The following is a 22,189-nucleotide window of genomic DNA, read 5'->3' as shown; positions in this document are numbered from 1 at the left end:
GCAAAAGTACTATTTTGAAATGAGATTTTATATTCAGTCTAAAATTTGCACCTTGATTTTATCATTTTAAAATCTTTATTATTTATTTTTTAGCCACAGATTATTTGGATTAAAAAGATTTATTTTACATAAAGCATATCGTAGAGACGCACCGAAGTGCGTCTACACAACGATTATTCGTAATACATTAACGCAACGAATATTTACAGTACGTTAGACGCACTGCGGTGCGTCTCTACATAGAACCTCCGCACCTTTTTTCAAATAGTCTTTGTACCTTTGCAACTTAGAACCTTAGCACCTTAAAAAAAAAAATGTCTAGAAAAATAAAACTAATTTGGGATTTCCGCGGGCCGGCTTCTGCTAAAACAGCCGAACATCACGAAATTCATTTGAAAGAATATATTGTTATCGAAAAACTTCCTTTAAATATTACGGGTTTTAATATTGTAAACGATATGCATGCAACAGCATTTATGGTAGTAACCGATGAAAATATGATTCAAGTAAGAGATGCTTTGAAACCGCATCGAGGGGAAGTTTATAGTGGTCAGTAATCAGTTTTTTAGTGTTCAGTAAAACTCCTAAATAAAATAGTCAGTTTTTTAGTTTGCAGAGAATACTGAACACTAAAAAACTGACCACTGAATACTTTATTAATTCGCGACCTCGCTAATAAACTTAATACGCATTAAACGCAATTCGTCAATATCGTAATCGCCATCAAATTCTTTAAGGGCATCTTCGATTTTATCCGATTCTGATTCCATGAAGTAATCGTGAATTTCTTCCTGCTGATCGTCATCTAAAATATCGTCTAGCCAGTATTTGATATTTAGTTTTGTACCAGAATACACAATCTGTTCCATTTCTTTGATCAGCGCATCCATCGTTAGTCCTTTGGCGGAGGCGATATCATTCAACGAAAGTTTTCTGTCAATATTCTGAATGATATATAATTTGTTGGCAGAATTTACTCCCGTAGATTTTACTACTAAATCGTCTGGACGAATAATATCATTATCTTCTACATAACGGCTAATTAACGCAACAAATTCGCTTCCGTATTTTTTAGCCTTTCCTTCACCAACACCATGAATATTATATAATTCTTGTATCGTTATCGGATATTTTAAAGCCATATCTTCAATCGACGGATCTTGAAAAACTACGAATGGCGGAACTCCTAATTTTTTAGCCACCTTTTTACGAAGTTCACGAAGCATTCCTGTCAAGACTTCGTCTGCAGTTCCAGAAGATTTTCCACCAGTTACAATTGTTTCGTCGTCTGCTTCTGTGTATTCATGATCTTCAGACATCATAAACGAAACTGGATTTTTGATAAAATCTAATCCTTCTTGAGTAATTTTAATAATACCGTATGTCTCAATATCTTTTGACAATAGTCCAGTTACTAAAACCTGTCTTAACAATGCCATCCAATATTTTTCGTCGTGGTCTGAACCAGAACCAAAATAAGGCTGCGTATCGGTTTTATGTGCTTTAATCACAGCATTAATTCGCCCAATTAAAGTAAAGACAATTTCTTTTGATTTGTAAATGTGTTTGGTATCGCGAACAATTTCAAGCAGTTTAACCACTTGCTCTTTCGCTTCCACTTTATGTTTCGGGTTGCGAACGTTGTCGTCCATATCGGCACCTTCTCCGTTTTCGCTGTCAAATTCTTCACCAAAATAATGCAACAAGAATTTTCTACGCGACATCGAAGTTTCGGCGTAAGCCACAACTTCCTGTAAAAGTGCAAAACCAATTTCTTGTTCGGCAACTGGTTTTCCAGACATAAATTTCTCTAGCTTTTCTACATCCTTATAAGAGTAGTAAGCCAAACAATGCCCTTCTCCTCCGTCACGTCCTGCACGACCTGTTTCTTGATAATAGCTTTCTAGTGATTTTGGAATATCGTGGTGAATTACAAAACGAACGTCTGGTTTATCAATTCCCATTCCGAATGCGATTGTTGCCACCACCACATCTACGTCTTCCATCAAGAACATATCTTGATGTTTGGCACGAGTTTTAGCATCTAAACCTGCATGATACGGAACAGCACTAATTCCATTTACTTGTAAAACTTCGGCAATCGATTCTACTTTTTTACGGCTTAAGCAGTAAATAATTCCAGATTTGCCTTTATGCTGTTTGATAAATCGAATAATATCCGACTCAATATTTTTCGTTTTTGTGCGAACTTCATAATATAAGTTCGGCCTGTTGAATGATGCTTTAAAAGTATTGGCATCAGACATATCAAGGTTTTTCAGGATGTCTTCCTGAACTTTTGGGGTTGCTGTCGCGGTAAGACCAATAATTGGCACTTTACCCAATTGCTTAATTATATTTCTCAGATTTCTGTACTCTGGCCTAAAGTCATGACCCCATTCAGAGATACAGTGCGCTTCATCAATGGCTACAAAAGAAATTGGAACACTTTGTAAAAAAGCCACATATTCTTCCTTTGTTAATGATTCTGGGGCGACATACAAAAGTTTGGTCAATCCAGAAGTGATATCTTTCTTAACCTGAGCAATTTCCGTTTTAGTTAAAGAGGAATTTAATACATGTGCAATTCCATTTTCAGACGAAAGGCTTCTAATTGCATCAACCTGATTTTTCATCAAAGCAATTAAAGGAGAAACAACTATTGCTGTTCCTTCTTGAATTAAAGCCGGTAATTGGTAACAAAGAGACTTTCCACCACCGGTCGGCATAATTACGAATGTATTGGTTTTACCTAAAATACTCGTAATGACTTGCTCCTGCAAGCCTTTAAATTGGCTAAAGCCGAAATACTTCTTTAATTCTTTATGTATTTCAATTTCATTTGAATTCATTCTCTATATTAACTGTATTTTGTATAAATTTGCAACACATAAAGATACAACTTTCTTTTATACATACAAATTTTAAATATTCTGTTTTGATCACAAAAGAAAATATATTGGCGATTGCCAAGAAAACAATACTCTCTGAAAGTGAAGCAATTACAAAACTAATTGATTTTTTGGACGAAAATTTTTACGAAGCTGTCCAACACATATACAAAACTAAAGGCCGTTTAATCGTAACTGGAATTGGAAAAAGTGCGATCATTGCGCAAAAAATGGTGGCAACCTTTAACTCAACCGGAACTCCTTCTATGTTTTTGCATGCGGCAGAAGCAATCCATGGCGATTTAGGAATGATACAAAATGATGATGTCATTATCTGTATTTCTAAAAGCGGAAACAGTCCTGAAATTAAAGTTTTGGTTCCTTTATTAAAAAGATTCGGAAACACTTTAATTGCGATTACAGGAAATGTAACTTCTTTTTTAGCAAAAGGTTCAGATTATATTTTAAACACTACCGTTACTGTAGAAGCTTGCCCAATTAATCTAGCACCAACAAACAGCACTACAGCACAACTTGTTATGGGAGACGCTCTTGCGGTTTGTTTAATGGAAATGCGCGATTTTAAACCTGAGGATTTTGCCGTATATCATCCAGGCGGCGCATTAGGCAAAAAACTATTGTTACGTGTGAAAGACATGATCGAGCATTCCTTAAAACCAAGTGTTACGCCAGATACATCAATTAAAAAAGCAATTTTCGAAATTTCCGAAAAACGATTGGGTGTAACGGCAGTTATCGAAGACAATAAAATTATCGGAATTATTACGGATGGAGACATCCGAAGAATGCTAAACGACGTAGATACTATTGCAGACTTAACTGCGCGGGATATTATGTCTAAAAATCCTAAAGTAGTTTCTTCAGAAACTATGGCGGTTGACGCATTAAATATTTTAGAAGATTTCTCTATTACACAGCTTATCGTTGCAGATAATGGAGAATACAAAGGAGTTTTACATTTACATGACATTTTAAAAGAAGGAATCGTATAATGGCAAAGAAAAATCTTGGCGAGATGTCATTTTTGGATCATCTTGAAGAACTTAGATGGTTATTAGTTAGAAGCACAATTGCAGTTATCATAATGGGAATTGTGACTTATTTTTTTAGTGATTATTTATTTGACGAAATAATACTAGCACCTACAAAACCTTCATTTTTTACCTATGTATGGTTTTGCGACCTATCTCATCAATTAGGATTTGCCGACAGCATTTGTATTACAGAATTGAATTTTATAATTCAAAATACAGAAATGGAAGGTCAGGTCAATATCTTTGTTTGGATGTGTATTTTAGTCGGATTTATCACGAGTTTCCCTTATATTCTTTATGAAGTATGGAAATTTATAAGTCCTGCGCTGTATGAGAAAGAGCGTAAAAATGCTAAGCTTTTTATTTTCTCTTCTTCATTGCTTTTCTTTTTAGGAGTAATATTTGGCTACTATGTTGTAATTCCAATGTCTGTAAACTTTGTCGCTACTTTCTCTGTGAGTAAAGTAGTGGTCAATCAGTTTACCATAGAGTCTTATATGGGAATGGTTAAAACGAGCGTTCTGGCAAGCGGATTGTTCTTTGAGCTTCCAATTATTATCTACTTCTTAACCAAATTAGGACTTGTAACTCCTGAATTTTTAAGAAAATATTGGAAATATGCTGTTGTAATTATTCTAATTGTTGCCGCAATCGTAACACCACCAGATGTTGTAAGTCAGACTATTGTAGCTATACCAATGCTTATTATCTACGAGGTAAGTATTCTGATTTCGAAAATTGTTTATAGAAATAAATTGAAAGAAAATGTCTGATATAGTTCAAGAATTTAACGACTATCGTTCTAAAATGAACGAAAAACTGCTTGCTGACAATAATAAAATTGTAAAGCGAATTTTTAATCTTGACACCAATGCTTATGCAGAAGGCGCTCTTGATGTAAAGACAAAAGAACTTTTAGGTCTTGTTGCTTCGACTGTTTTAAGATGTGACGACTGTGTAAAATACCATTTAGAAACGAGTTATAAAGAAGGTGTTTCTAAAGAAGAAATGATGGAAGCAATGGGAATCGCAACTCTTGTTGGCGGAACAATTGTAATTCCTCATTTACGAAGAGCTTACGAATTCTGGGAAGCTCTTGAAGAAGCCGGGAAATAAATAATTGTTAATACGTTTAACTGTTGAATCGTTTATTTGTTAATTTGCAACGAATAAACGATTTATCGATTAAACGATTAAACTTAAAAAATGAAGCTAAGAGCCGATAATTTAATAAAAACATACAAAGGACGAAGTGTTGTAAAAGGAATTTCTGTTGAAGTAAATCAAGGAGAAATCGTAGGGCTTTTGGGTCCAAATGGAGCTGGAAAAACAACGTCTTTTTACATGATTGTAGGATTGGTAAAACCAAATCAAGGAAACATTTATCTTGACGATTTGAATATTACCGATTACCCAATGTACAAACGTGCACAGCAAGGAATTGGTTATTTGGCCCAAGAAGCTTCTGTTTTTAGAAAATTAAGCATCGAAGACAATATTTTAAGCGTTCTGCAATTGACTAAACTTTCTAAAGAAGAGCAAATCGCTAAAATGGAAAGTTTAATTGAAGAATTCAGTTTGGAGCATATTCGTACCAACCGAGGCGATTTACTTTCTGGAGGTGAGCGCCGTCGTACAGAGATTGCGCGCGCATTGGCAACCGATCCAAAATTTATTTTATTGGATGAGCCTTTTGCGGGAGTTGACCCTGTTGCGGTTGAGGATATTCAAAGAATTGTGGCGCAGTTAAAAAATAAAAACATCGGAATCTTAATTACCGATCACAACGTTCAGGAAACATTAGCGATTACCGATAAAACCTACTTAATGTTCGAAGGAGGAATCCTTAAAGCAGGAATTCCAGAAGAATTGGTAGAAGACGAAATGGTTCGTCGCGTTTACCTTGGACAAAACTTCGAGCTTCGTAAGAAGAAATTAGAGTTCTAATTTTAGTGAGCAGTGGTCAGTTTTTTAGTATTCAGTTTAAAACTAATTGAGAATTAAAAAACTGAATGCTGTCAACTTTCAAACAGTCAATAAAACTGATCACTAAAAAACTGACCACTGACCTTACTCTACAGTTATAAAATGCAATTGTTCTAAATCGCCGTTATAAATATTAACATCAACGCGATGTTCGATTCCTGGTAAAGAAGCTTTTTCTGTAAACTGCCAAAACAGCCAATCGTCTTCAATTTTTTCTCTGTAGAAATTATAATTGGCAATCCAGAAAAGATAATCGCTAAATTCTTCTTTCAAAAAATCCGAATAATATCTTTCTCCAGAATAAATAATCGGACGAACTTGATAATGTTTTTCTACTTTATTTAACCAGCGTTTTAATCCCACTTTAAGACTATCTAAAGACTGATTTTTAGGCAATTTTTCGATATCTAAAACCGGAGGCAAATCTCCTTTTTGCAGTTTTACTGTTTTGATAAAAAGATCGGCTTGTTCGATCGAATTTTCGTTTGGACGATAATAGTGGTAAGCGCCACGCATGATTTTATTTTCTTTTGCGCCTTCCCAGTTTCTTTTAAATTGTCTGTCAACACGATCATTCCCCGCTGTTGCACGAATAAAAACAAATTGAACAGGGTATTTTTCATCCAAGATTTCGACTTCTTCCCAGTCGACTTTACCTTGAAATTCAGAAACGTCAATTCCTATTACTTTTCCTTTATGATTTTCAAGAACCCGAATATTTCGTACATCAGAAAGATGCTTATCAACCTCATCTTCCTCTAGAACTTTTTCTGTTCTAAAACCTAAATAATAGGCAAGTCCTTTGCGATAATGATAAATGATCCCAATGAATAGAAGTCCGAAAAAAATCAATAAAATTGAACGAAAAACTTTGCTCAAGAAAGATCTCCCAGCGGGTTTTCTTGAATATGTTTTACGATAAGTGGTCTTTCTTGCCATTAAACAAAATTACTTTTTCAGAAACAGATTATTGATAATTGACAACAACACGTAAAAAGTAATAATCAACGGAATCGCAGTGTATTGAAGCAAAATAACCATTAGCACCGAAATAATCAAAAACACAATTTGAAGTGCATTTTCTTTAAAACTGAACTTTTTAATTTTTAAAGAAAATAATGGAATTTCAGCATTTAAAATATAAGCACTGCACAATGTTATAATCAACAAAACCCATTGGTTGGTTAAAATTTCCAGAATCATCAAAGAATCTGAAAACGAAATTACCAAAGGAAGGCTTAAAATAAATAAGGCATTTGCCGGTGTTGGCAGTCCAATAAAAGAATCTGTCTGGCGCGTATCAATATTGAAATTAGCCAAACGATAGCACGATCCTAAAGTAATGATAAACCCTAAAAAAGGAATTGCTGAATGTGTTCCTAATTCATGCGCGCTATTGGTAAACATGCTGTACATAACATATCCAGGAGTTACTCCACTTGTTACCATATCTGCCAAAGAATCCAACTGCAATCCAAGTGGACTTGAAACTTTAAATAATCTGGCAAAAAAGCCATCGAAGAAATCAAAAAAGATTCCCAAGCAAACCATATAAAAAGCCATTTCATAATATTTTGTTGGGTCAGAAGAGTTGATAGCTTTAGACACATAAACAATTGCAACGCAACCGCAAAAAAGATTGATTAATGTAATTAGGTTTGGAATGTGCTTTTTGATATTCATAGCTTAAAATTTTGATATGGCAGAGAACAAATTTAGTATAATAACTCTATGGATTACGAGTTTTTTCAATAGTTTTTTATTTCTAAATTCGACTTTCGGAATATTTAGGCAAAGGGACTTATTAGATGAGTAAAATATTATATTTTTGATAAAAATTTAAAACAGGCCTCGATCTGCAAAAACATACACGTTGAAGAAATATTTAGTGTTTTTATTCTTTTGGAGTTGTACTTTTCAGTATGCACAAACCGTTCGAAAATATTCGAATGAATTTATGAATATTGGAGTCGATGCCGCCGCTCTTGGAATGGCGAGTGCCGTTACTGCTTCTACAACTGATGTAAATTCTGTTTACTGGAATCCCGCAGGCTTGACGCATCTAGAAGATCATCAAATTTCTTTAATGCACGCCAGTTACTTTGCCAATATTGCGCAATACGATTATATTGGCTACGCAAGCCCGATTGACGAGAGAAGTGCTTGGGGAATTTCGATGATTCGTTTCGGAGTAGACGATATTATGGACACCACGCAATTAATCGACAGTCAAGGAAACATTGATTACAATAGAATCAGGCTGTTTTCTACAGCAGATTATGGTTTTACATTTTCTTATGCTAGAGAACTTCCCATCGAAGGATTTCAATATGGCGTTAATGCAAAAGTGATTCGAAGAGTAATTGGAAAATTTGCCAATTCGTGGGGATTTGGATTTGATGTCGGACTTCAGTTTGAAAGAAATGACTGGAAATTCGGTTTAATGCTTCGCGATATTACCACAACTTATAATGTTTGGAATATTGATGAAGAAGAATACGAAAAAATCGCCAATGCAATTCCGGGAGAGAATAATGAATTGCCAGAAAGCACAGAAATAACGCTGCCAAAAGCGCAATTGGGAGTTTCAAAAAGATTTGATTTTCATAATGAATGCAGTCTTGTAACTGCCGCAAATTTGAATATGCGTTTTGAACAGACAAACGATATCATTTCATCAAAAGTAGTAAGTATAGACCCAGCTCTAGGGTTTGAATTTGGCTATACCGATTTGGTTTTCGTTAGAGCTGGCGCAGGAAATTTTCAGAATGTGATGCAGTTGGATAATACCGAAAAAATAAATTTTCAACCTAATATTGGTTTAGGCTTTAGGTATAAAGGCATACAAATTGATTACGCTCTAACCGATTTAGGAAATCAAAGCACAGCATTGTATTCTAATATTTTTTCCTTGAAAGTAGATTTAGGTATCTTTAGATAATAATTTAAAACCATAAAGCATTTAAAATTTTAAATCATGAAAACTGTCATGTTCAAAAAAGCACTTTTTATTTTACTATTCTTATCCAGTTTTATTGGTTTCAGTCAAAGTTTGGCTTTATCTAAAGATGCTAGAATAAGTATTTTGACCTGCGGATTGGGCAACGAAACTTATTCTTATTTTGGACATACCGCTGTTCGAGTTTCTGACCCTGTGAATGCTATTGATCTAGTTTACAATTATGGCGCTTTTGACTTTAGAACTCCCAATTTTGTAGCAAAATTTGCAAAAGGAGATTTACAGTATTTTATCATTACACATCCATTTTCTGATTTTATAAATGATTATACAACCGAGAAAAGAAGTGTTTACGAACAAGAACTTCAAATTCCGCTAGCTACAAAACAAAAAATATTTGACAACTTAAACAAAGCTCTTTTTTCTGAAGAACGCTACTACACCTACAAATTTATAGATAGAAATTGCACTTCGATGGTTGTAGATGTAATCAACAAATCGATCGGTGAAAATGTGATTACGAAAAAAGGCGACACTACCATTTCTTACCGCTCTGTTTTGTTTCCTTACTTTAATGGACATTTTTATGACCAGTTAGGCACTAGCATTATTTTTGGCACTAAAGTAGATCAATCGGCAGATAGAATTTTTCTGCCATTTGAGTTAAAAGACAGTGTAGAGAAAATTAAATTTCACAATCAGCCTTTGGTCTCGTCTACTAAAACTTTGATCGAATTTGCCAAAGAAACCCCTAAATCATGGTGGAATAATATTTACAGCTATATTATTATTTTACTGCTTGTAATTTTTGCCAAAAATAAAATTGTTGACAATATTTATTTTTTAATTCTAGGATTAATGGGGATCTTTTTTGTTACAATGGGATTTTATTCCTTCCACCAAGAATTGGCAATGAATTATAATGTTCTATTATTCAGTCCGCTTTTATTGGTTTTAATTTTGTTTTCCATCTTTAAAAACAAATTATGGACTTATAGATTTTCGCTAATCAACTTTGTACTTTTAGTAATTTACTTTTTATTTTTGATTAACAAAGCGCATTTTTTTATCACTTTACCATTAATCATTACAAGCGGAGTGGTTTTAGTACGAACAGCAATTCGTAACAAAAAACCAATCCCGATTATAATCTAAAATATTATTGTCCTCTGTAAAATAGAACCGTAGTAATGGTTTTGAAAGTAATACTCAAGTCAAGAAAAACACTTCTGTGTTTGATGTAGTAGAGATCGTATTGAAGTTTAATCAAACTTTCGTCTATTGATTCTCCGTACGAATAATTGACTTGCGCCCAGCCCGTAAGTCCAGGTTTAATTACATGACGCGTTTCGTAAAAAGGCATTACGGCTGCAATTTCTTCAACAAAAAAAGGACGTTCGGGTCTTGGACCGATTATGCCCATATCTCCCTTTAAAACATTAATAAACTGAGGAAATTCGTCAATTCTAGTTTTCCTCATAAATTTTCCAAAGGGAGTAATTCTTTTATCATTCTGAGCAGCAAAAACAGCACCATTGCTTTCTGAATTCTCTGTCATTGTTCTAAACTTATAAATTTCGAAAATCACTCCGTTTTTCCCTACTCTTTCCTGCGTATAAAAAAGACTTCCTTTGTTTGCGAAAATATTACACAGAAAAATTATTGGAATAAAAACTAGTGAAATTAAGAGACCTACAATTGAAAGTAAGATTTCTATAAGTCTGGTAAAAAACAAATAGAGTTTATTGTTATTGCTTCTGCTAAAAGGGAAAAACCTATAAAAGTCTCTTTCTATATAATGAACAGGAATTCGCTGTGTTTTACTTTCATAAACTTGTGTGTATTCACGTATAATATTTCCTGTTTCTAACAAATGAAGCAATTGCTGATATAAATCGGGAGTAATACCATCTGTTTTTTGTGAAGCGATAATAATTTCTGAAACATTATGTGCAGATACAAAATGCTCTAAATCTTCCTTTTTTACTTCGTTTACATAATGAAAATCTAAGTTTTCATCTATCACAGAGTCAGAGTTTACAAAACCAATAATTTTGTAATGCGGATCAACGTTTTCGAGCCCTAAAACTAATTCTTCAACTTCGTTTTGATTACAAATTAACACCACATTTTGCGAAAAACGATGAGAAGCCAGAAAATAACAGTAAAACAAACGCCATAATAACAGTGTAATTAATATTGTAAAATAAAATATTAATATGATTAACCTTTGTTTTGGAAGTACTGGCGATAATATTGGTGTAAATAAATAAGCTAAAACAGTTGCTGTAGCAGTAAAAACAACATTCTGCAGAATCTGAAGATGGTTACTTGCAACCTGCAAATTATAGATCTCGAAAATTACTCCAAAAATGTAAAGATAGCTTAATAGTACAAGAATGCTTAATGAGCTATTGACATCAAAATCAAAATAATTATAGTCGAATAGTAAGCTTAATAAATATAAAGCAGATAAAATAAAAACGGCATCGAAAGAAAGAAGCAATATTCTTCTTTCTGAAATTTCGAAATGCATTTTCTTTTTTGATGACATTATTTTTCAGTTTGTTAGGGGCTTAAACTTGAGGGCAAATGTATTATAAAAAATGAATCTAGTTAATAGCGTCTTCTGTTTTTTCTGGAATTTTAATTTGGATAGACAGCAAGCATAGTGCATACACAAAAGCAGGTGCCGCAATTCTTAGTGCCGCATGATTGATTGTAAGAAGCCAAAAGAGAAAAAAAGAGAAAAAATAAAGGTGCTGTCTATTATTTATATAGAGAGTGAATGGCACTAAAAGTAAAATAAGAAAACTAAATATACCAAACAAACCATGCTCACTGAGTAAACGAGAAATTTCGTTATGAGCGGCTACAGCTTGCCCTAAAGTTTCTTTTCTATTCTCTTTTCCCATCCCTACTCCAATACCCAAAACAGGGTTGTCTAAAAACAATTTCAAGTCTGTATCAATAACAGCTTCTCTACCCCCTAGCCGATCTTTTTTCTCTCTTCCTCTACCATCTTGATTCGCATATCTTTTTTCAATCATTCCATTGGTTTGTAATGATGTATATGAAAATATACCTGCTCCAAGAATGCCTGCAAATAAAAATACTAAAAGAATTTTCCTTTTACCCCTATTGTTTGAAAAAGAAAAAAGCATAAGAAAAAAGAAAAAAATCATTAAAACTCCAGTAATTACACCTCCCCGTGAAAAAGTTGCAATAGCACGATAACTTACAAATACAAGTATTCCAAAATTTATAATTATTTCTTTCTTTGATTTTGAAAAAAGAATCAATTGTGAAAAAAAAATGAACATCCCAAGTCCCAAAATCGTTGATACTTGGTTAGGTCCAAATCCTCCTGAAGTTTCAAAATTAGACTGAGTACCTGTAACCACATCTTTTACACTAGGATTATATAAAAACAAATATATAACCGTTGAGATAATCGGCATACCTAGTGCTAGCAAGACATTCTGTAGTTGCGAAAACAGCAATCTCTTTTTATACATATAGATAGAGGCAATTGCTAGACATAATGATCCCGACAAGTTAAAGACTATCGCTTTTTTAATATCAAAATTGACATCTTCAACAGAAGATACAACTAGAGCTCCAGGAATTAATAAAAACAAAAAAACAACATATAAGAATGATCTCATTGAAAAATTGCTATAGAACATTCCTATAATCATAAAAAATATAACGAGAAATTTTACATACTCGTTATTAAAATTTCCCCCTGTCATTCTCAGAAAAACCTCAGCTCCTACTAAATATGCGGATACAAAAATTACTTCATTATTTTTATTCTGATTTCGAATAACAATTGAAAGACCTAAGACAGGTATTAAGAGTGCATAAATTTTAGATAAAAAAGGAGCAACAAAAATAACCAGCCCTATGACTACATGCAACAAAACAAGGACTAGATATGATAATGATTTTTTTTGCATCTTTTTATTTTCTATATAACCTTACTAATTTTTCAATCACCATTTCTTCTGAATAATTTTTATTAACATTTTGCATTAAATTTTCTGCAAGTCTGTTTCTAAACGGTTTGTTTTCTATGATCTTAGTTAATTTCTTTTTAATTTCTGATTCCTTTAAAGGATCAAATAATACCCCACTTACCTCATCATCAATAATTTCTGAACAATAACCCGCATTCGTTGATGCAACAGGCAACCTTGCTAAAGCATATTCAAGCAGAGTAACTGGAAACCCTTCATCTGTAGAAGCCAAAACACCTATAGAAGCTTGCGATAAAATATATTGAATATCATTTCTATTTCCGTACAAATGTATATGATTTTCTAAAGAATTTGCCTTTATAAAATCCTTTAAAATTTGAGAATAATTATCTAGATAATCTTTACCTATTAAATGCAAAGTCCAGTCTAAATCTTTTAATTTCAAATCATAAAAAGCGTTAAGAATAGCAATATGATTTTTAGGTTTTTTAAGATTGGCTAAAAAAACTATACGCTTATTTTCTGTTCCTTTTAAAACTGTTACTTTTTGAATTTTGTCTTTAAACAATGCAAAATTTGGAATAAAAAAGATTTTTTTACACAACAGATTTTTTTCACTCCACTCTTTCAATTGCATATTGACCACAAAAATGGAAGAAAAAAAGAAGGAGCAAAAAATTAAAGCTAGGTTTTCTTTTCTTGATTGCGTGGATCTCGGTCCATAATGATCATGCCAAATAATCTTAATTTTTGGCAGAATCAATTTTGTTAAAACTGCAGTAAAAAAAGAAGAGCTGTGAGCATGGACAATGCTAACTTTATTTTTTACTATGAAATTTCGTAATCTAAAAATAGCGCCAAAATCAATTGTCTTTTTTTTATCTAAAAATAGATAAGAAACATTGCTATTTAATTGATTACGTAGTTGACCTTCCTTTCTGGTTGCTATTAGAGCTGAAAATTCTATTTTGTTTACTAAAGCGTTTGCATAACTTATGGCTATTCTTTCGGCTCCTCCTGCCTCTAGAGAATCTATTAATTGGAGAATTCTCATTTTACAATCATTTTTTCAATCTCACGTTCAAATTGATCGACTGTAAAGTTCTGTGACCATTCTAAAGCTTGTTCGCTCATTTGTGTAAATAAGTTTTGATCAGAAAAAACACCATCAATTTGGGCTAAATCTTTCTCTAATTCCATTTCTAATAAAATCCCTCTTTTTCCATAATCTATCATAAAAGGAACACATGAAACTTTAGTCACAATCGGAACACATCCCCAAAACATTCCTTCAGCCACAGCTTTTGGCCAACCTTCACTTCTAGAAGGCAAAATAACAAAATGACTTTCTTTGTAAAATTGCTTTACTGTTTCTTTATTTTGATTACCATGCAAGCAAACCAAACTTTCAAGCTGGTTATTTTTTATATAAGTTTCTAAATTTGTTCGTTCAATTCCTTCACCGAAAATATGAAGCAAAGCATTTTTTCCATTTTTCTTTAATTGCTCAATAATTCTTACCGCATACATTGGATTTTTTCCAGAAACTAAACTTCCCACAAAAATAAAAGTCGCTTCTAACTTTATGCAGCTTTTTGAAAGATTTTCTTTTTCATATTCAGAATAAGTCGCCGTAAAAAAAGGCTTAATATTTTTGGATTGATTTTCCCATTCTCCATAAACCAGAACCTGCATATTTCTAGATAAAAATGTATTATTCAGAATCCATTTTTGTAAACGATATGTCAAAGGTTGTTTACTTTTTGGATCCCAATTTCCAGCATACTTGGCTGTCTTTTTCTTAGAAGGAAATAATATTTGAACCATACACCCAAGCAGTCCCATATTTCCTGGACATCTTAAATGGATATGATCCGCTTTTCTCATCGCTTGAAAAATGTTCCAAAAGATACTAGGCAATTTAAAAAGTGCCTTAAAACTATTTCCTGCATTTACAAAATTGAAATCTGGAACTTTATAAAAATTAATTTTATGAAATTTATATGGTGATTGTAATGAATTAATTTTTGATTCTGAAAGTGGAGCAACTATAATTACCTCGTCGACATATTGCAACCAAATATTCATCTCGAGAATGTAGGGACTATAACCGAAATACTGGTTTTCTTCTTTAATATGAATAACATTAGTGATAATGGCGAACTTCATTATAAAATTTTTGAAATGGATTTGTAATAACTTTCCAAACTAAATAACTCTAAATAAGTTGCTCTTGCACTGTTACTCATTTCTTCATAATTGAATTCTTTCTTTTCTATTTGATTAAACAGTGAAATCATTGAATTTATCGTTGAATCAAATTTAAAACACTCTCTTCCATCTAATAAATAATTAGATAAGCCTGTGGTATTAGAAATCAATAATGGAGTACCATTCATCATCGCTTCTATGCCTACCATATTAAAGGCATCAAATTTTGAAGGAATTATAGCAAAATGACTCTTATTCAAATATCCATCAATTTCATTATATGGTAAATTTCCCAAAAAACTGATTGACTCTAAACCAGATATTAACTGGGCCACTTCCTTAGACTTAGACCCACTTCCAGCAATATTCAAAACGATTTTACTTCTACAGTTTTTAGATTTATATTCAATAAATGCGTTAATCATATCTAAAACACCTTTAGAATTCTCTAATCTTCCTAAATATGAAATGACAATAGTGTTTTCTATATTTTTATCTTTTGTTACAAATCTATCCATCATAGGATTTAGAACAACTATACCTTTATTAACGTTATGAAAAGACTTTAAATCCATTTTTGCAAATTCAGATGGACATACTATTAAATCGCAAAATAATTTATAGAACAATCTCTTCCTAAAAAACAGTAAGCTTTGAATGCTTTTTTTTTTATTGCTATCTATTAAAATTTGATTTGTTAAAGTATGATAATAAGCCAAAGTTTTTACTTTTCCAACTGACAATAATTTAGAAAACAAAATAGAAATATTATTTCCTACAAAATGCCCAATTACGATTTCAGGTTTATATCTTAGATAAATTTTAGCAAACCAAAAGATGTCAGCAAATGAAGTAGGCCTTCTTTCTGTAGCCCACGAACAAATAATTATTTCTCCTTTTTTCTTTTTTATTATTTGAGTTTCTTTAAAAAATGGTCTATGCGATATAAAAACAACTCTATTACCTACATCTGCTAAATGATGAGCTAAATGATAACTCATAGCCGCAAAAGAATTTTCGGTATAATTATGTGCAATTAAAATTGTTCTCACTTCTTAGATTTTTTATTAAAATTTTAAAGTCATTTCTTTTTACTCAAAACTTCCAAAACTAAATCGTTCCACTGAGTCATAACCCTTTTTTTGGAAAAAACAGCCAATTTAATTTTCTGGTTTTCAATAAAGTTTTCTCTAAGCAACTCATCATTAATAAGCAATTCTAATTTTTCGGCAAAAGCTGTTTTATCATTCAATGGCACAATAAAACCATCTTTCCCATCAGTTATAATGCTTTTCGGTCCATGTGGCGAATCATAAGAAACAATAGGTAACTTTGCATTTATAGCTTCCAACAAAACCATCGGAAAAGCTTCGGTAGCAGAAACCAAGGCAAATATGCTCGCTTCTTGCATTTTACTTATTATCTCTGTTGTTGATGGAAATATTTTGAAGCTTTGTTGCAAACCCATTGCATGAATCTTTTCTTCCAAAGCTTTTGTTATCCCAGCTCCATAAAAATGAACCTCCCATTGATCATATTTTGAAGCAATTATAGACCAGATATCTACTAAATGATCAAACTGCTTTTCTTTTGATATTCTGCCAGCCGTAATTATAATATTTTTTTTATCTTGTCTAGAATAATTGTAATCTGAACTGTAAATAAAATTAGGTATTACTGCGATATTATTCAGCGGATAATAATCGATTTCGTTTTCATTTAGCACTACAAATTTTTCGTATCTGTTAACAATTAGGCTTTTCCAAATCCAAGCTTTTTTATTATGCACAAAACCAGATCCATGAATCTCATGGATTTTGGGAACTCCAGTCTTAACAAAAGGAACTGCTAACATATCTACTCCTATCATATTTGTAAATAGAACATCAATCTTTTCTGATTCTATTATTTTTTTGAGTTTAAGAAAAAACTTAAATCCTTGAGGTATGTTTTTTATGTATTGCTTGACCCCTCCGCTTAATTTGGCAGGCATACTAAGATTGTAACGTTTACATTTCGGATTTATGTCGTAAAAAAAAGGACCCTCTATTTCATTTTTAGTTATCAAAACAACTTCATAACCAAACATTTCAATCCATGAATTAATTTTTTCAGCTGTAATTCTTTGAACTCCTCCAACATTTGACATTCTATAAACTAGTATTCCGATTTTCATTTTAAGATTATTTCCTATTTAAAATTAATTTTTGTTCTCAAAAAAGCATTTCAGATAATGATAATTATTTAAAAAACTTATTTTTATAGACACTGATGTTTTGATAGACAATTTCTTCAAGCTTATACTTTTTTAGTACAAATTCTCTAGCATTGCAACACATTTTTTTTACTTCTTGCTTATTAGAAAATACCCAAATAATTTTCTCTGCAATATTTTTCGGATTGTGCGGATCACACAATAGTCCCGTAATAAAATCTTCGATTGCTTCAGGTCCAGGGCCGTATTTTGTAAAAATAACTGCTTTCTCCATGGCCATGGCTTCTGGCGCTACCAAACCTTGCGTTTCCATATGTGACGGAAAAACGCATACAGAAGCTTCTGAATATACTTTCGGAATATCGCTGTAAGAAACTGCTCCATTAAAATGAATATCTTCTCCTAGCTTACCTAATTGCGATATTTCGTCTTCTTTTAACATCTCGATATAAGAACTTCCATCTGGAAAAAACCAATCTCTACCATAAATTTCAAGAGTTGCATCTGGAAATTCTTTTTTTACATATGGAAAAGATTGAATCAATTGGCGCACACCTTTCTTTTCGCAAACTGTACCAGCAAAAACAATTCTATGTTTATATTCTTTTTCGGTTACTTTGGGTTTAAAAAACTCCGTATCTATAGGATTACTTATATAAGCTATAGGTTTATTATTAAAACTTAGATATTTCTCCGTATGATTTTTTACATAATGCGAAACAGCAATAAACGCATCACTTTTCTTAAATGACCTTTTTTCCTGAAATCCCTTCCATTCATTAATCTTTCTTTTTTCACTTTCGGCAAAAAAGTGATGTCCTCCGTGAAGTCTAATAATATATTTTATGCCTTTTATTTTAGAAACAAACGCAAGCCCAAGTTCTGAAGATTCAACAATCTGAATAGGATTCTCTTGGTGAATTTCTCGAAGTTTTGAATTGATCGCCTCAGAATTGAAATACCAAGATAATCCTTTTGTTTTATTTGGTTTTAATCGATAAACATTTACACCTTCAATATTTTGAGTTTCTGTTTCTGGAGTATAATTAATTCCGACAACTGAAACTTTAATTCCATTTCTGACCAATGCAACAGAAAGTGTTTTAACAAAACTACCAATCCCGCCATGCGGGAATCCTTCTTTTGGAAATTCATTTGTTAAGAAACAGATGTGCATTATAAATTGATATTAATAACATTTTGAATTTTCTTGGAAGAATTCTTATAGTCTTCCAATATAAGGTCTTTCCATTCTAGCATACTTTCACTGCATTTTTTTTGCAAAGTAATTTTATTAACTATTTCCTCTTTACTATTTAACCAAATAACAGCTTTTGCATCTTGCATACTTCTAAAATGTTGATAGTTATAAATTGTTTTTACAGACCAATCATTTACTGTTTTATTTTCTTGATCATAGTTAATAAATATACACGGTTTATTAAACATCGCAAAATCGAACGCCATTGTTGAGCCAACATTAACTACTATATCTGAATAAAAAGCAGTACTAACTAATAATTTGACATCATCAATTGATGGATATACTAAATTCCATTCTTTTGATTTGGTGAAATACCACAGTGGGGGAGCTTCCTTGATTAAATCCTTATATTGTTTTAATACTTTATCAAATCTGCCCGAAAAATCTACGGGACATCTTCTTAATAAGATTTGATATTCATGTTGCAAATCCGCTTTGGTAATTTCCTCCGCAATATCTTTTAAATAATATGGATCATCAGGAGATGTTTTAGTATCATCTCCTGAGAAACATATAATTTTTTTATTAGGATCTAAATCATATCTTTTATAAAAAACTTCTTTATTAATTATATTATCCGAGTCTTGATAAAATTCAAACTGAGGAGTTCCTGTTACATAAATTTGCTGTGGAGCTATTTCTGGATAATAGAGATTCAGTTCATTTTTCATGTAATCTGACCAAACCAAATAGTTGTCTGCTCGTAAAGCCATACGTGCTTTTGGTAAATTATCCCACGAATAAATAACGGTTGCTGTCGGAATATTCAAATCAGCAGCGGCACTAAATACTGTTGCTGCTTTTAATGCTCTTTGATGTGAACAAAAAACAATTGAAGGTTTCGTTTCGCTTAAAATATCTTTAACCTCACTGTAAAAAATATTTTGGCGAATAGCTTTTTGATATTTTTTCTCGAGTTTTAAAATACTAGAATAATTTTTAAAATGAGGAGCTAAAAACTGAATAAATTTGTAAAAACTCTTTTTAGCAAATGACTTTTGATTCCAATTCCAATTGGTTAATAATGTTGGATTACCAACTTTGGAATCATTATAGTACAATCTTGAAAGGCATATTAATTCGCGTAGAAATTTTTCCTTAAAAGATTCTCTATAATCTGGAATTACAATGTCTTTATTAATTAAAGTATTTTCTTCAATTCCCTTGATAGTTTCTGAATCGAAATTATGAAAAAGAACTAGCTCTCCTTTAAAATCTTTAAATACATCTGAATAAAGATAATTCCTAATACCAACACCGTCTGGAAACAATAATAAAACTTTACCTCTTTTCATTCTATTTTCTTGCAAAAAAAATCTTTTAATATTCTTGTAGTAAAAATTTTAGCCCCAGCATCGTTCATATGTCCGCAAGATGAAAAATATTTATTTTCTACAACTACACCCTCGTAATTATGAATCTCCGGATAAGCTTTTTTTACTTTATCAAAATAGTTCATTCCTTCGACATTCTCACACATTGGAGTCATAACTGCAATAAAATTAATGTTGTGACTTTTGCAAAGGCTTTTTATTTCTTCGTAATATTTATTGTGTGGCAACGGATTTAAATTGACAATATTATTTTTCATATTGCCGTTTTTATGTTTTTGTAGCGGATAATATCCTAAATTATCTATAGTATTTGTTTTTTCGTTTGAAGCAATTTTATAGACTTCTCGAAAACCAATTTTACCATCATATTTTATGTATCTATAAAATGGGATATAGTACAACTCGTTAAAATTTTTCTGCGAGGCAAAATGTTGCTTTATTACTTCAGAATTATGAATAAATGGTAAAAATTTTGCAGAAACTCCATCCGATTCTTGATCATTAGAAAGATTTAAATCGGCTTCAAGAATGATGTTTTTTATTTCGTATTTTCTCTCCAGCATTAATTTCAGCATCAACGATGCTTCAAATAAATGTCCTCCGCTCATTCCGTAATTAAATGTTTTTAATCCTTTGTCTTCAAACATTTGAGCCACAAAATGATTATTTGCTCTTGAAGATCCTAGAATAACAACATCGTATTGCTGCGATTTTGAATTAAAAACTTTCTCGATTTTTCCTCTTTCGTTAGATTGCATAAAGACATACGTGTAGATTCCGTCTAAAAGAAACGCTATGAGCATTGTTATTAAAACAATCGTTGCTGTATAGATTAAAAATTTCTTCATTAAAATTGAAAGTATATAAATTCTTTATAATCTGAAAAAGTTCCAAAAGCAATTATTACTAAAATAGCTAAGGCAGTTTTTAAAATGCTCATTTTTCCTGAAATGGGTTCTATTTTTGAACGACTGTTCCACTCTATCAAAACAAATACGCCAATCATCAATAACAATTCATAACTATAACGTTCGTTATCGAGATACTGAAAACTAAAATCCTTGCTTGTTATAATTCGCTTAAGATATAAAACCGCATCTGTTATTGTTCTTGCCCTAAAAAAGACCCATGCGATACAAGTCAATAAGAATGTGTATAATATGCTGGCAAATACCTTGACCGAATCAAAATTGAGTTTCAATTGAATGGCATCCATATTATTACGATTACTGTTTGATAAAAGTAACGGCAAGAAATAAACCGCATTTATGAATCCCCAAGCTATATAAGTCCAGTTTGCTCCGTGCCAAAAACCACTAACTACAAAAATTATAAATGTGTTTCTGATTTTCATCCAAAGTCCGCCTTTGCTTCCGCCCAGAGGAATATACAAATAATCTCTAAACCACGAAGAAAGGGAAATATGCCAACGGCGCCAAAACTCAGCTATATCTCGCGAAAAATAGGGATAATTGAAGTTTCGCAATAAGTCCAAACCAAATAGTTTTGAAACTCCTAAAGCAATATCTGAATATCCCGAAAAATCTCCATAAATCTGAAAAGCAAAATAAATAGCCCCCACGATAAGTGAGAATGAGTTCATTGAAGTATAATTATCAAAAATAGCATTTGCATAAGGCGCACACGTATCTGCAATAACTACTTTTTTGACTAATCCCCAAATAATTTGGTAGACGCCTTCTTTGCCTGTTTGATAATTGAATTCTCTTTTAACTTTTACCTGTGGCAATAAATGAGTCGCGCGCTCTATTGGTCCGGCTACTAAAAGGGGAAAGTAACTTACAAATAAGGAATAATCCACAAAATTATATTCGGCTTTTATTCTCTTAAAATAAATATCAATTACATATGAAAGTCCGTGAAAAGTATAAAATGAAATTCCGACTGGGAGAATAACATTCAGTAAAATTGGACTTGCTTTAAAACCTGAAGAAGTGAATAGCTCAGCAAATGAAGAGGCAAAGAAATTATAATATTTAAATACTCCTAAAAATCCTAGATTAACTATAATGCTGAGCCAAAACCAAAAGTTTCGGCTTTTTTGAGATTTCCCTTTTTCAATTTGAATTCCAGTATAATAATCTAAGAAAGTCGAAAAAACCAGTAGGAATAAAAATCTCCAATCCCAACAAGAGTAAAAATAATAACTCGCAACAATTAGCAATGCATTTTGTGTGCTTTTGTTTTTGTTAAAAACAAACCAATACAGAAAGAAAACGATTGGTAGAAAAATAGCAAATGCTATAGAATTAAAAAACATAAATATTTTT

20 protein-coding genes are annotated in these 22,189 nt (G+C 32.0%); 7 read left to right on the top strand and 13 right to left on the bottom strand.

Translation table 11 applies throughout. The features are described from left to right. Positions 1 to 314: 314 nt before the first annotated feature. On the top strand, positions 315 to 557 hold the full coding sequence (locus tag EG814_RS13235) for a hypothetical protein (protein WP_125722385.1): 243 nt from the start codon (positions 315 to 317) through the stop codon (positions 555 to 557). Positions 558 to 656: 99 nt separating this feature from the next. Here the strand turns inward: EG814_RS13235 and recQ are convergent, their stop codons facing one another. Next, positions 657 to 2,852, bottom strand: coding sequence for a DNA helicase RecQ (recQ, locus tag EG814_RS13230; protein ID WP_125722384.1), 2,196 nt, complete (start codon positions 2,850 to 2,852; stop codon positions 657 to 659). Positions 2,853 to 2,938: 86 nt separating this feature from the next. Between recQ and EG814_RS13225 the strand changes: the two genes are divergently transcribed. The 4 genes from EG814_RS13225 to lptB all read left to right on the top strand — a co-directional run bounded on the left by EG814_RS13225 (position 2,939) and on the right by lptB (position 5,893). After that, on the top strand, positions 2,939 to 3,904 hold the full coding sequence (locus EG814_RS13225) for a KpsF/GutQ family sugar-phosphate isomerase (RefSeq protein WP_164515325.1): 966 nt from the start codon (positions 2,939 to 2,941) through the stop codon (positions 3,902 to 3,904). Further along, positions 3,904 to 4,719 (top strand): twin-arginine translocase subunit TatC, encoded by an 816-nt coding sequence (tatC, locus tag EG814_RS13220; protein ID WP_125722383.1) that lies wholly within the window; start codon positions 3,904 to 3,906, stop codon positions 4,717 to 4,719. The genes EG814_RS13225 and tatC overlap by 1 nt, the downstream gene beginning before the upstream one ends. After that, on the top strand, positions 4,712 to 5,062 hold the full coding sequence (locus EG814_RS13215) for a carboxymuconolactone decarboxylase family protein (protein WP_091496500.1): 351 nt from the start codon (positions 4,712 to 4,714) through the stop codon (positions 5,060 to 5,062). Before tatC ends, EG814_RS13215 begins: the two co-directional genes overlap by 8 nt. Positions 5,063 to 5,152: 90 nt before the next feature. Continuing rightward, positions 5,153 to 5,893, top strand: a complete 741-nt coding sequence (gene lptB / locus EG814_RS13210; protein ID WP_026982881.1) for an LPS export ABC transporter ATP-binding protein — start codon at positions 5,153 to 5,155, stop codon at positions 5,891 to 5,893. A gap of 123 nt (positions 5,894 to 6,016) precedes the next feature. Here the strand turns inward: lptB and EG814_RS13205 are convergent, their stop codons facing one another. Together EG814_RS13205 and EG814_RS13200 are read right to left on the bottom strand one after the other, a co-directional pair. Further along, the gene (locus tag EG814_RS13205) at positions 6,017 to 6,871 is read right to left on the bottom strand and encodes a glycoside hydrolase family 25 protein (protein ID WP_125722382.1); all 855 of its coding nucleotides are present in this window, start codon (positions 6,869 to 6,871) and stop codon (positions 6,017 to 6,019) included. A gap of 9 nt (positions 6,872 to 6,880) precedes the next feature. Next, on the bottom strand, positions 6,881 to 7,615 hold the full coding sequence (locus EG814_RS13200) for a CDP-alcohol phosphatidyltransferase family protein (protein WP_125722381.1): 735 nt from the start codon (positions 7,613 to 7,615) through the stop codon (positions 6,881 to 6,883). Positions 7,616 to 7,805: 190 nt separating this feature from the next. Between EG814_RS13200 and EG814_RS13195 the strand changes: the two genes are divergently transcribed. Together EG814_RS13195 and EG814_RS13190 are read left to right on the top strand one after the other, a co-directional pair. After that, the gene (locus tag EG814_RS13195) at positions 7,806 to 8,873 is read left to right on the top strand and encodes a putative type IX sorting system protein PorV2 (protein WP_449404212.1); all 1,068 of its coding nucleotides are present in this window, start codon (positions 7,806 to 7,808) and stop codon (positions 8,871 to 8,873) included. 36 nt (positions 8,874 to 8,909) lie between these two features. Continuing rightward, positions 8,910 to 10,046, top strand: coding sequence for a lipoprotein N-acyltransferase Lnb domain-containing protein (locus EG814_RS13190; RefSeq protein WP_125722380.1), 1,137 nt, complete (start codon positions 8,910 to 8,912; stop codon positions 10,044 to 10,046). A 4-nt stretch (positions 10,047 to 10,050) separates the two neighbouring features. Here EG814_RS13190 and EG814_RS13185 read toward each other — a convergent pair whose 3' ends face one another. The 10 genes from EG814_RS13185 to EG814_RS13140 all read right to left on the bottom strand — a co-directional run bounded on the left by EG814_RS13185 (position 10,051) and on the right by EG814_RS13140 (position 22,179). After that, positions 10,051 to 11,445 carry an exopolysaccharide biosynthesis polyprenyl glycosylphosphotransferase gene (locus EG814_RS13185; protein WP_125722379.1) on the bottom strand — a complete coding sequence of 465 codons (1,395 nt, stop codon included), beginning with the start codon at positions 11,443 to 11,445 and terminating at the stop codon, positions 10,051 to 10,053. Positions 11,446 to 11,503: 58 nt separating this feature from the next. Beyond that, a complete protein-coding gene (locus tag EG814_RS13180; RefSeq protein ID WP_125722378.1) occupies positions 11,504 to 12,853 on the bottom strand; it encodes an O-antigen ligase family protein in 1,350 nt (449 codons plus the stop codon). A gap of 4 nt (positions 12,854 to 12,857) precedes the next feature. Next, complete coding sequence (locus EG814_RS13175; protein WP_125722377.1) at positions 12,858 to 13,928, bottom strand: glycosyltransferase; 1,071 nt, start codon at positions 13,926 to 13,928, stop codon at positions 12,858 to 12,860. Further along, entirely contained in the window at positions 13,925 to 15,043 is a 1,119-nt protein-coding gene (locus tag EG814_RS13170) for a glycosyltransferase family 4 protein (protein ID WP_125722376.1), read from the bottom strand. Before EG814_RS13170 ends, EG814_RS13175 begins: the two co-directional genes overlap by 4 nt. Beyond that, positions 15,043 to 16,137, bottom strand: coding sequence for a glycosyltransferase family 4 protein (locus tag EG814_RS13165; protein ID WP_125722375.1), 1,095 nt, complete (start codon positions 16,135 to 16,137; stop codon positions 15,043 to 15,045). The genes EG814_RS13170 and EG814_RS13165 overlap by 1 nt, the downstream gene beginning before the upstream one ends. A gap of 29 nt (positions 16,138 to 16,166) precedes the next feature. Then, entirely contained in the window at positions 16,167 to 17,261 is a 1,095-nt protein-coding gene (locus EG814_RS13160; RefSeq protein ID WP_125722374.1) for a glycosyltransferase family 4 protein, read from the bottom strand. Positions 17,262 to 17,325: 64 nt separating this feature from the next. Beyond that, positions 17,326 to 18,477 (bottom strand): glycosyltransferase family 4 protein, encoded by a 1,152-nt coding sequence (locus EG814_RS13155; RefSeq protein ID WP_125722373.1) that lies wholly within the window; start codon positions 18,475 to 18,477, stop codon positions 17,326 to 17,328. Further along, a complete protein-coding gene (locus EG814_RS13150; protein WP_125722372.1) occupies positions 18,477 to 19,859 on the bottom strand; it encodes an MGDG synthase family glycosyltransferase in 1,383 nt (460 codons plus the stop codon). Before EG814_RS13150 ends, EG814_RS13155 begins: the two co-directional genes overlap by 1 nt. Continuing rightward, on the bottom strand, positions 19,856 to 20,746 hold the full coding sequence (locus EG814_RS13145) for a hypothetical protein (RefSeq protein ID WP_125722371.1): 891 nt from the start codon (positions 20,744 to 20,746) through the stop codon (positions 19,856 to 19,858). Before EG814_RS13145 ends, EG814_RS13150 begins: the two co-directional genes overlap by 4 nt. After that, on the bottom strand, positions 20,746 to 22,179 hold the full coding sequence (locus tag EG814_RS13140; protein WP_125722370.1) for an MBOAT family O-acyltransferase: 1,434 nt from the start codon (positions 22,177 to 22,179) through the stop codon (positions 20,746 to 20,748). The genes EG814_RS13145 and EG814_RS13140 overlap by 1 nt, the downstream gene beginning before the upstream one ends. Positions 22,180 to 22,189: the final 10 nt, after the last annotated feature.

The organism is Flavobacterium ustbae, assembly GCF_003946915.1.
GTDB classification, from domain to species: Bacteria; Bacteroidota; Bacteroidia; order Flavobacteriales; family Flavobacteriaceae; genus Flavobacterium; species Flavobacterium ustbae.
The sequence above is the reverse complement of the archived record's forward strand: the minus strand, read 5'-3'. Positions and strand labels throughout refer to the sequence as shown.

Coding starts and splice junctions, on each gene's coding strand:
- EG814_RS13235 (WP_125722385.1), top strand. CDS start 315: ATGTCTAGAAAAATAAAACTAATTTGGGATTTCCGCGGGCCGGCTTCT.
- recQ (WP_125722384.1), bottom strand. CDS start 2,852: ATGAATTCAAATGAAATTGAAATACATAAAGAATTAAAGAAGTATTTC.
- tatC (WP_125722383.1), top strand. CDS start 3,904: ATGGCAAAGAAAAATCTTGGCGAGATGTCATTTTTGGATCATCTTGAA.
- EG814_RS13215 (WP_091496500.1), top strand. CDS start 4,712: ATGTCTGATATAGTTCAAGAATTTAACGACTATCGTTCTAAAATGAAC.
- lptB (WP_026982881.1), top strand. CDS start 5,153: ATGAAGCTAAGAGCCGATAATTTAATAAAAACATACAAAGGACGAAGT.
- EG814_RS13205 (WP_125722382.1), bottom strand. CDS start 6,871: ATGGCAAGAAAGACCACTTATCGTAAAACATATTCAAGAAAACCCGCT.
- EG814_RS13200 (WP_125722381.1), bottom strand. CDS start 7,615: ATGAATATCAAAAAGCACATTCCAAACCTAATTACATTAATCAATCTT.
- EG814_RS13190 (WP_125722380.1), top strand. CDS start 8,910: ATGAAAACTGTCATGTTCAAAAAAGCACTTTTTATTTTACTATTCTTA.
- EG814_RS13185 (WP_125722379.1), bottom strand. CDS start 11,445: ATGTCATCAAAAAAGAAAATGCATTTCGAAATTTCAGAAAGAAGAATA.
- EG814_RS13180 (WP_125722378.1), bottom strand. CDS start 12,853: ATGCAAAAAAAATCATTATCATATCTAGTCCTTGTTTTGTTGCATGTA.
- EG814_RS13175 (WP_125722377.1), bottom strand. CDS start 13,928: ATGAGAATTCTCCAATTAATAGATTCTCTAGAGGCAGGAGGAGCCGAA.
- EG814_RS13170 (WP_125722376.1), bottom strand. CDS start 15,043: ATGAAGTTCGCCATTATCACTAATGTTATTCATATTAAAGAAGAAAAC.
- EG814_RS13160 (WP_125722374.1), bottom strand. CDS start 17,261: ATGAAAATCGGAATACTAGTTTATAGAATGTCAAATGTTGGAGGAGTT.
- EG814_RS13155 (WP_125722373.1), bottom strand. CDS start 18,477: ATGCACATCTGTTTCTTAACAAATGAATTTCCAAAAGAAGGATTCCCG.
- EG814_RS13150 (WP_125722372.1), bottom strand. CDS start 19,859: ATGAAAAGAGGTAAAGTTTTATTATTGTTTCCAGACGGTGTTGGTATT.
- EG814_RS13145 (WP_125722371.1), bottom strand. CDS start 20,746: ATGAAGAAATTTTTAATCTATACAGCAACGATTGTTTTAATAACAATG.
- EG814_RS13140 (WP_125722370.1), bottom strand. CDS start 22,179: ATGTTTTTTAATTCTATAGCATTTGCTATTTTTCTACCAATCGTTTTC.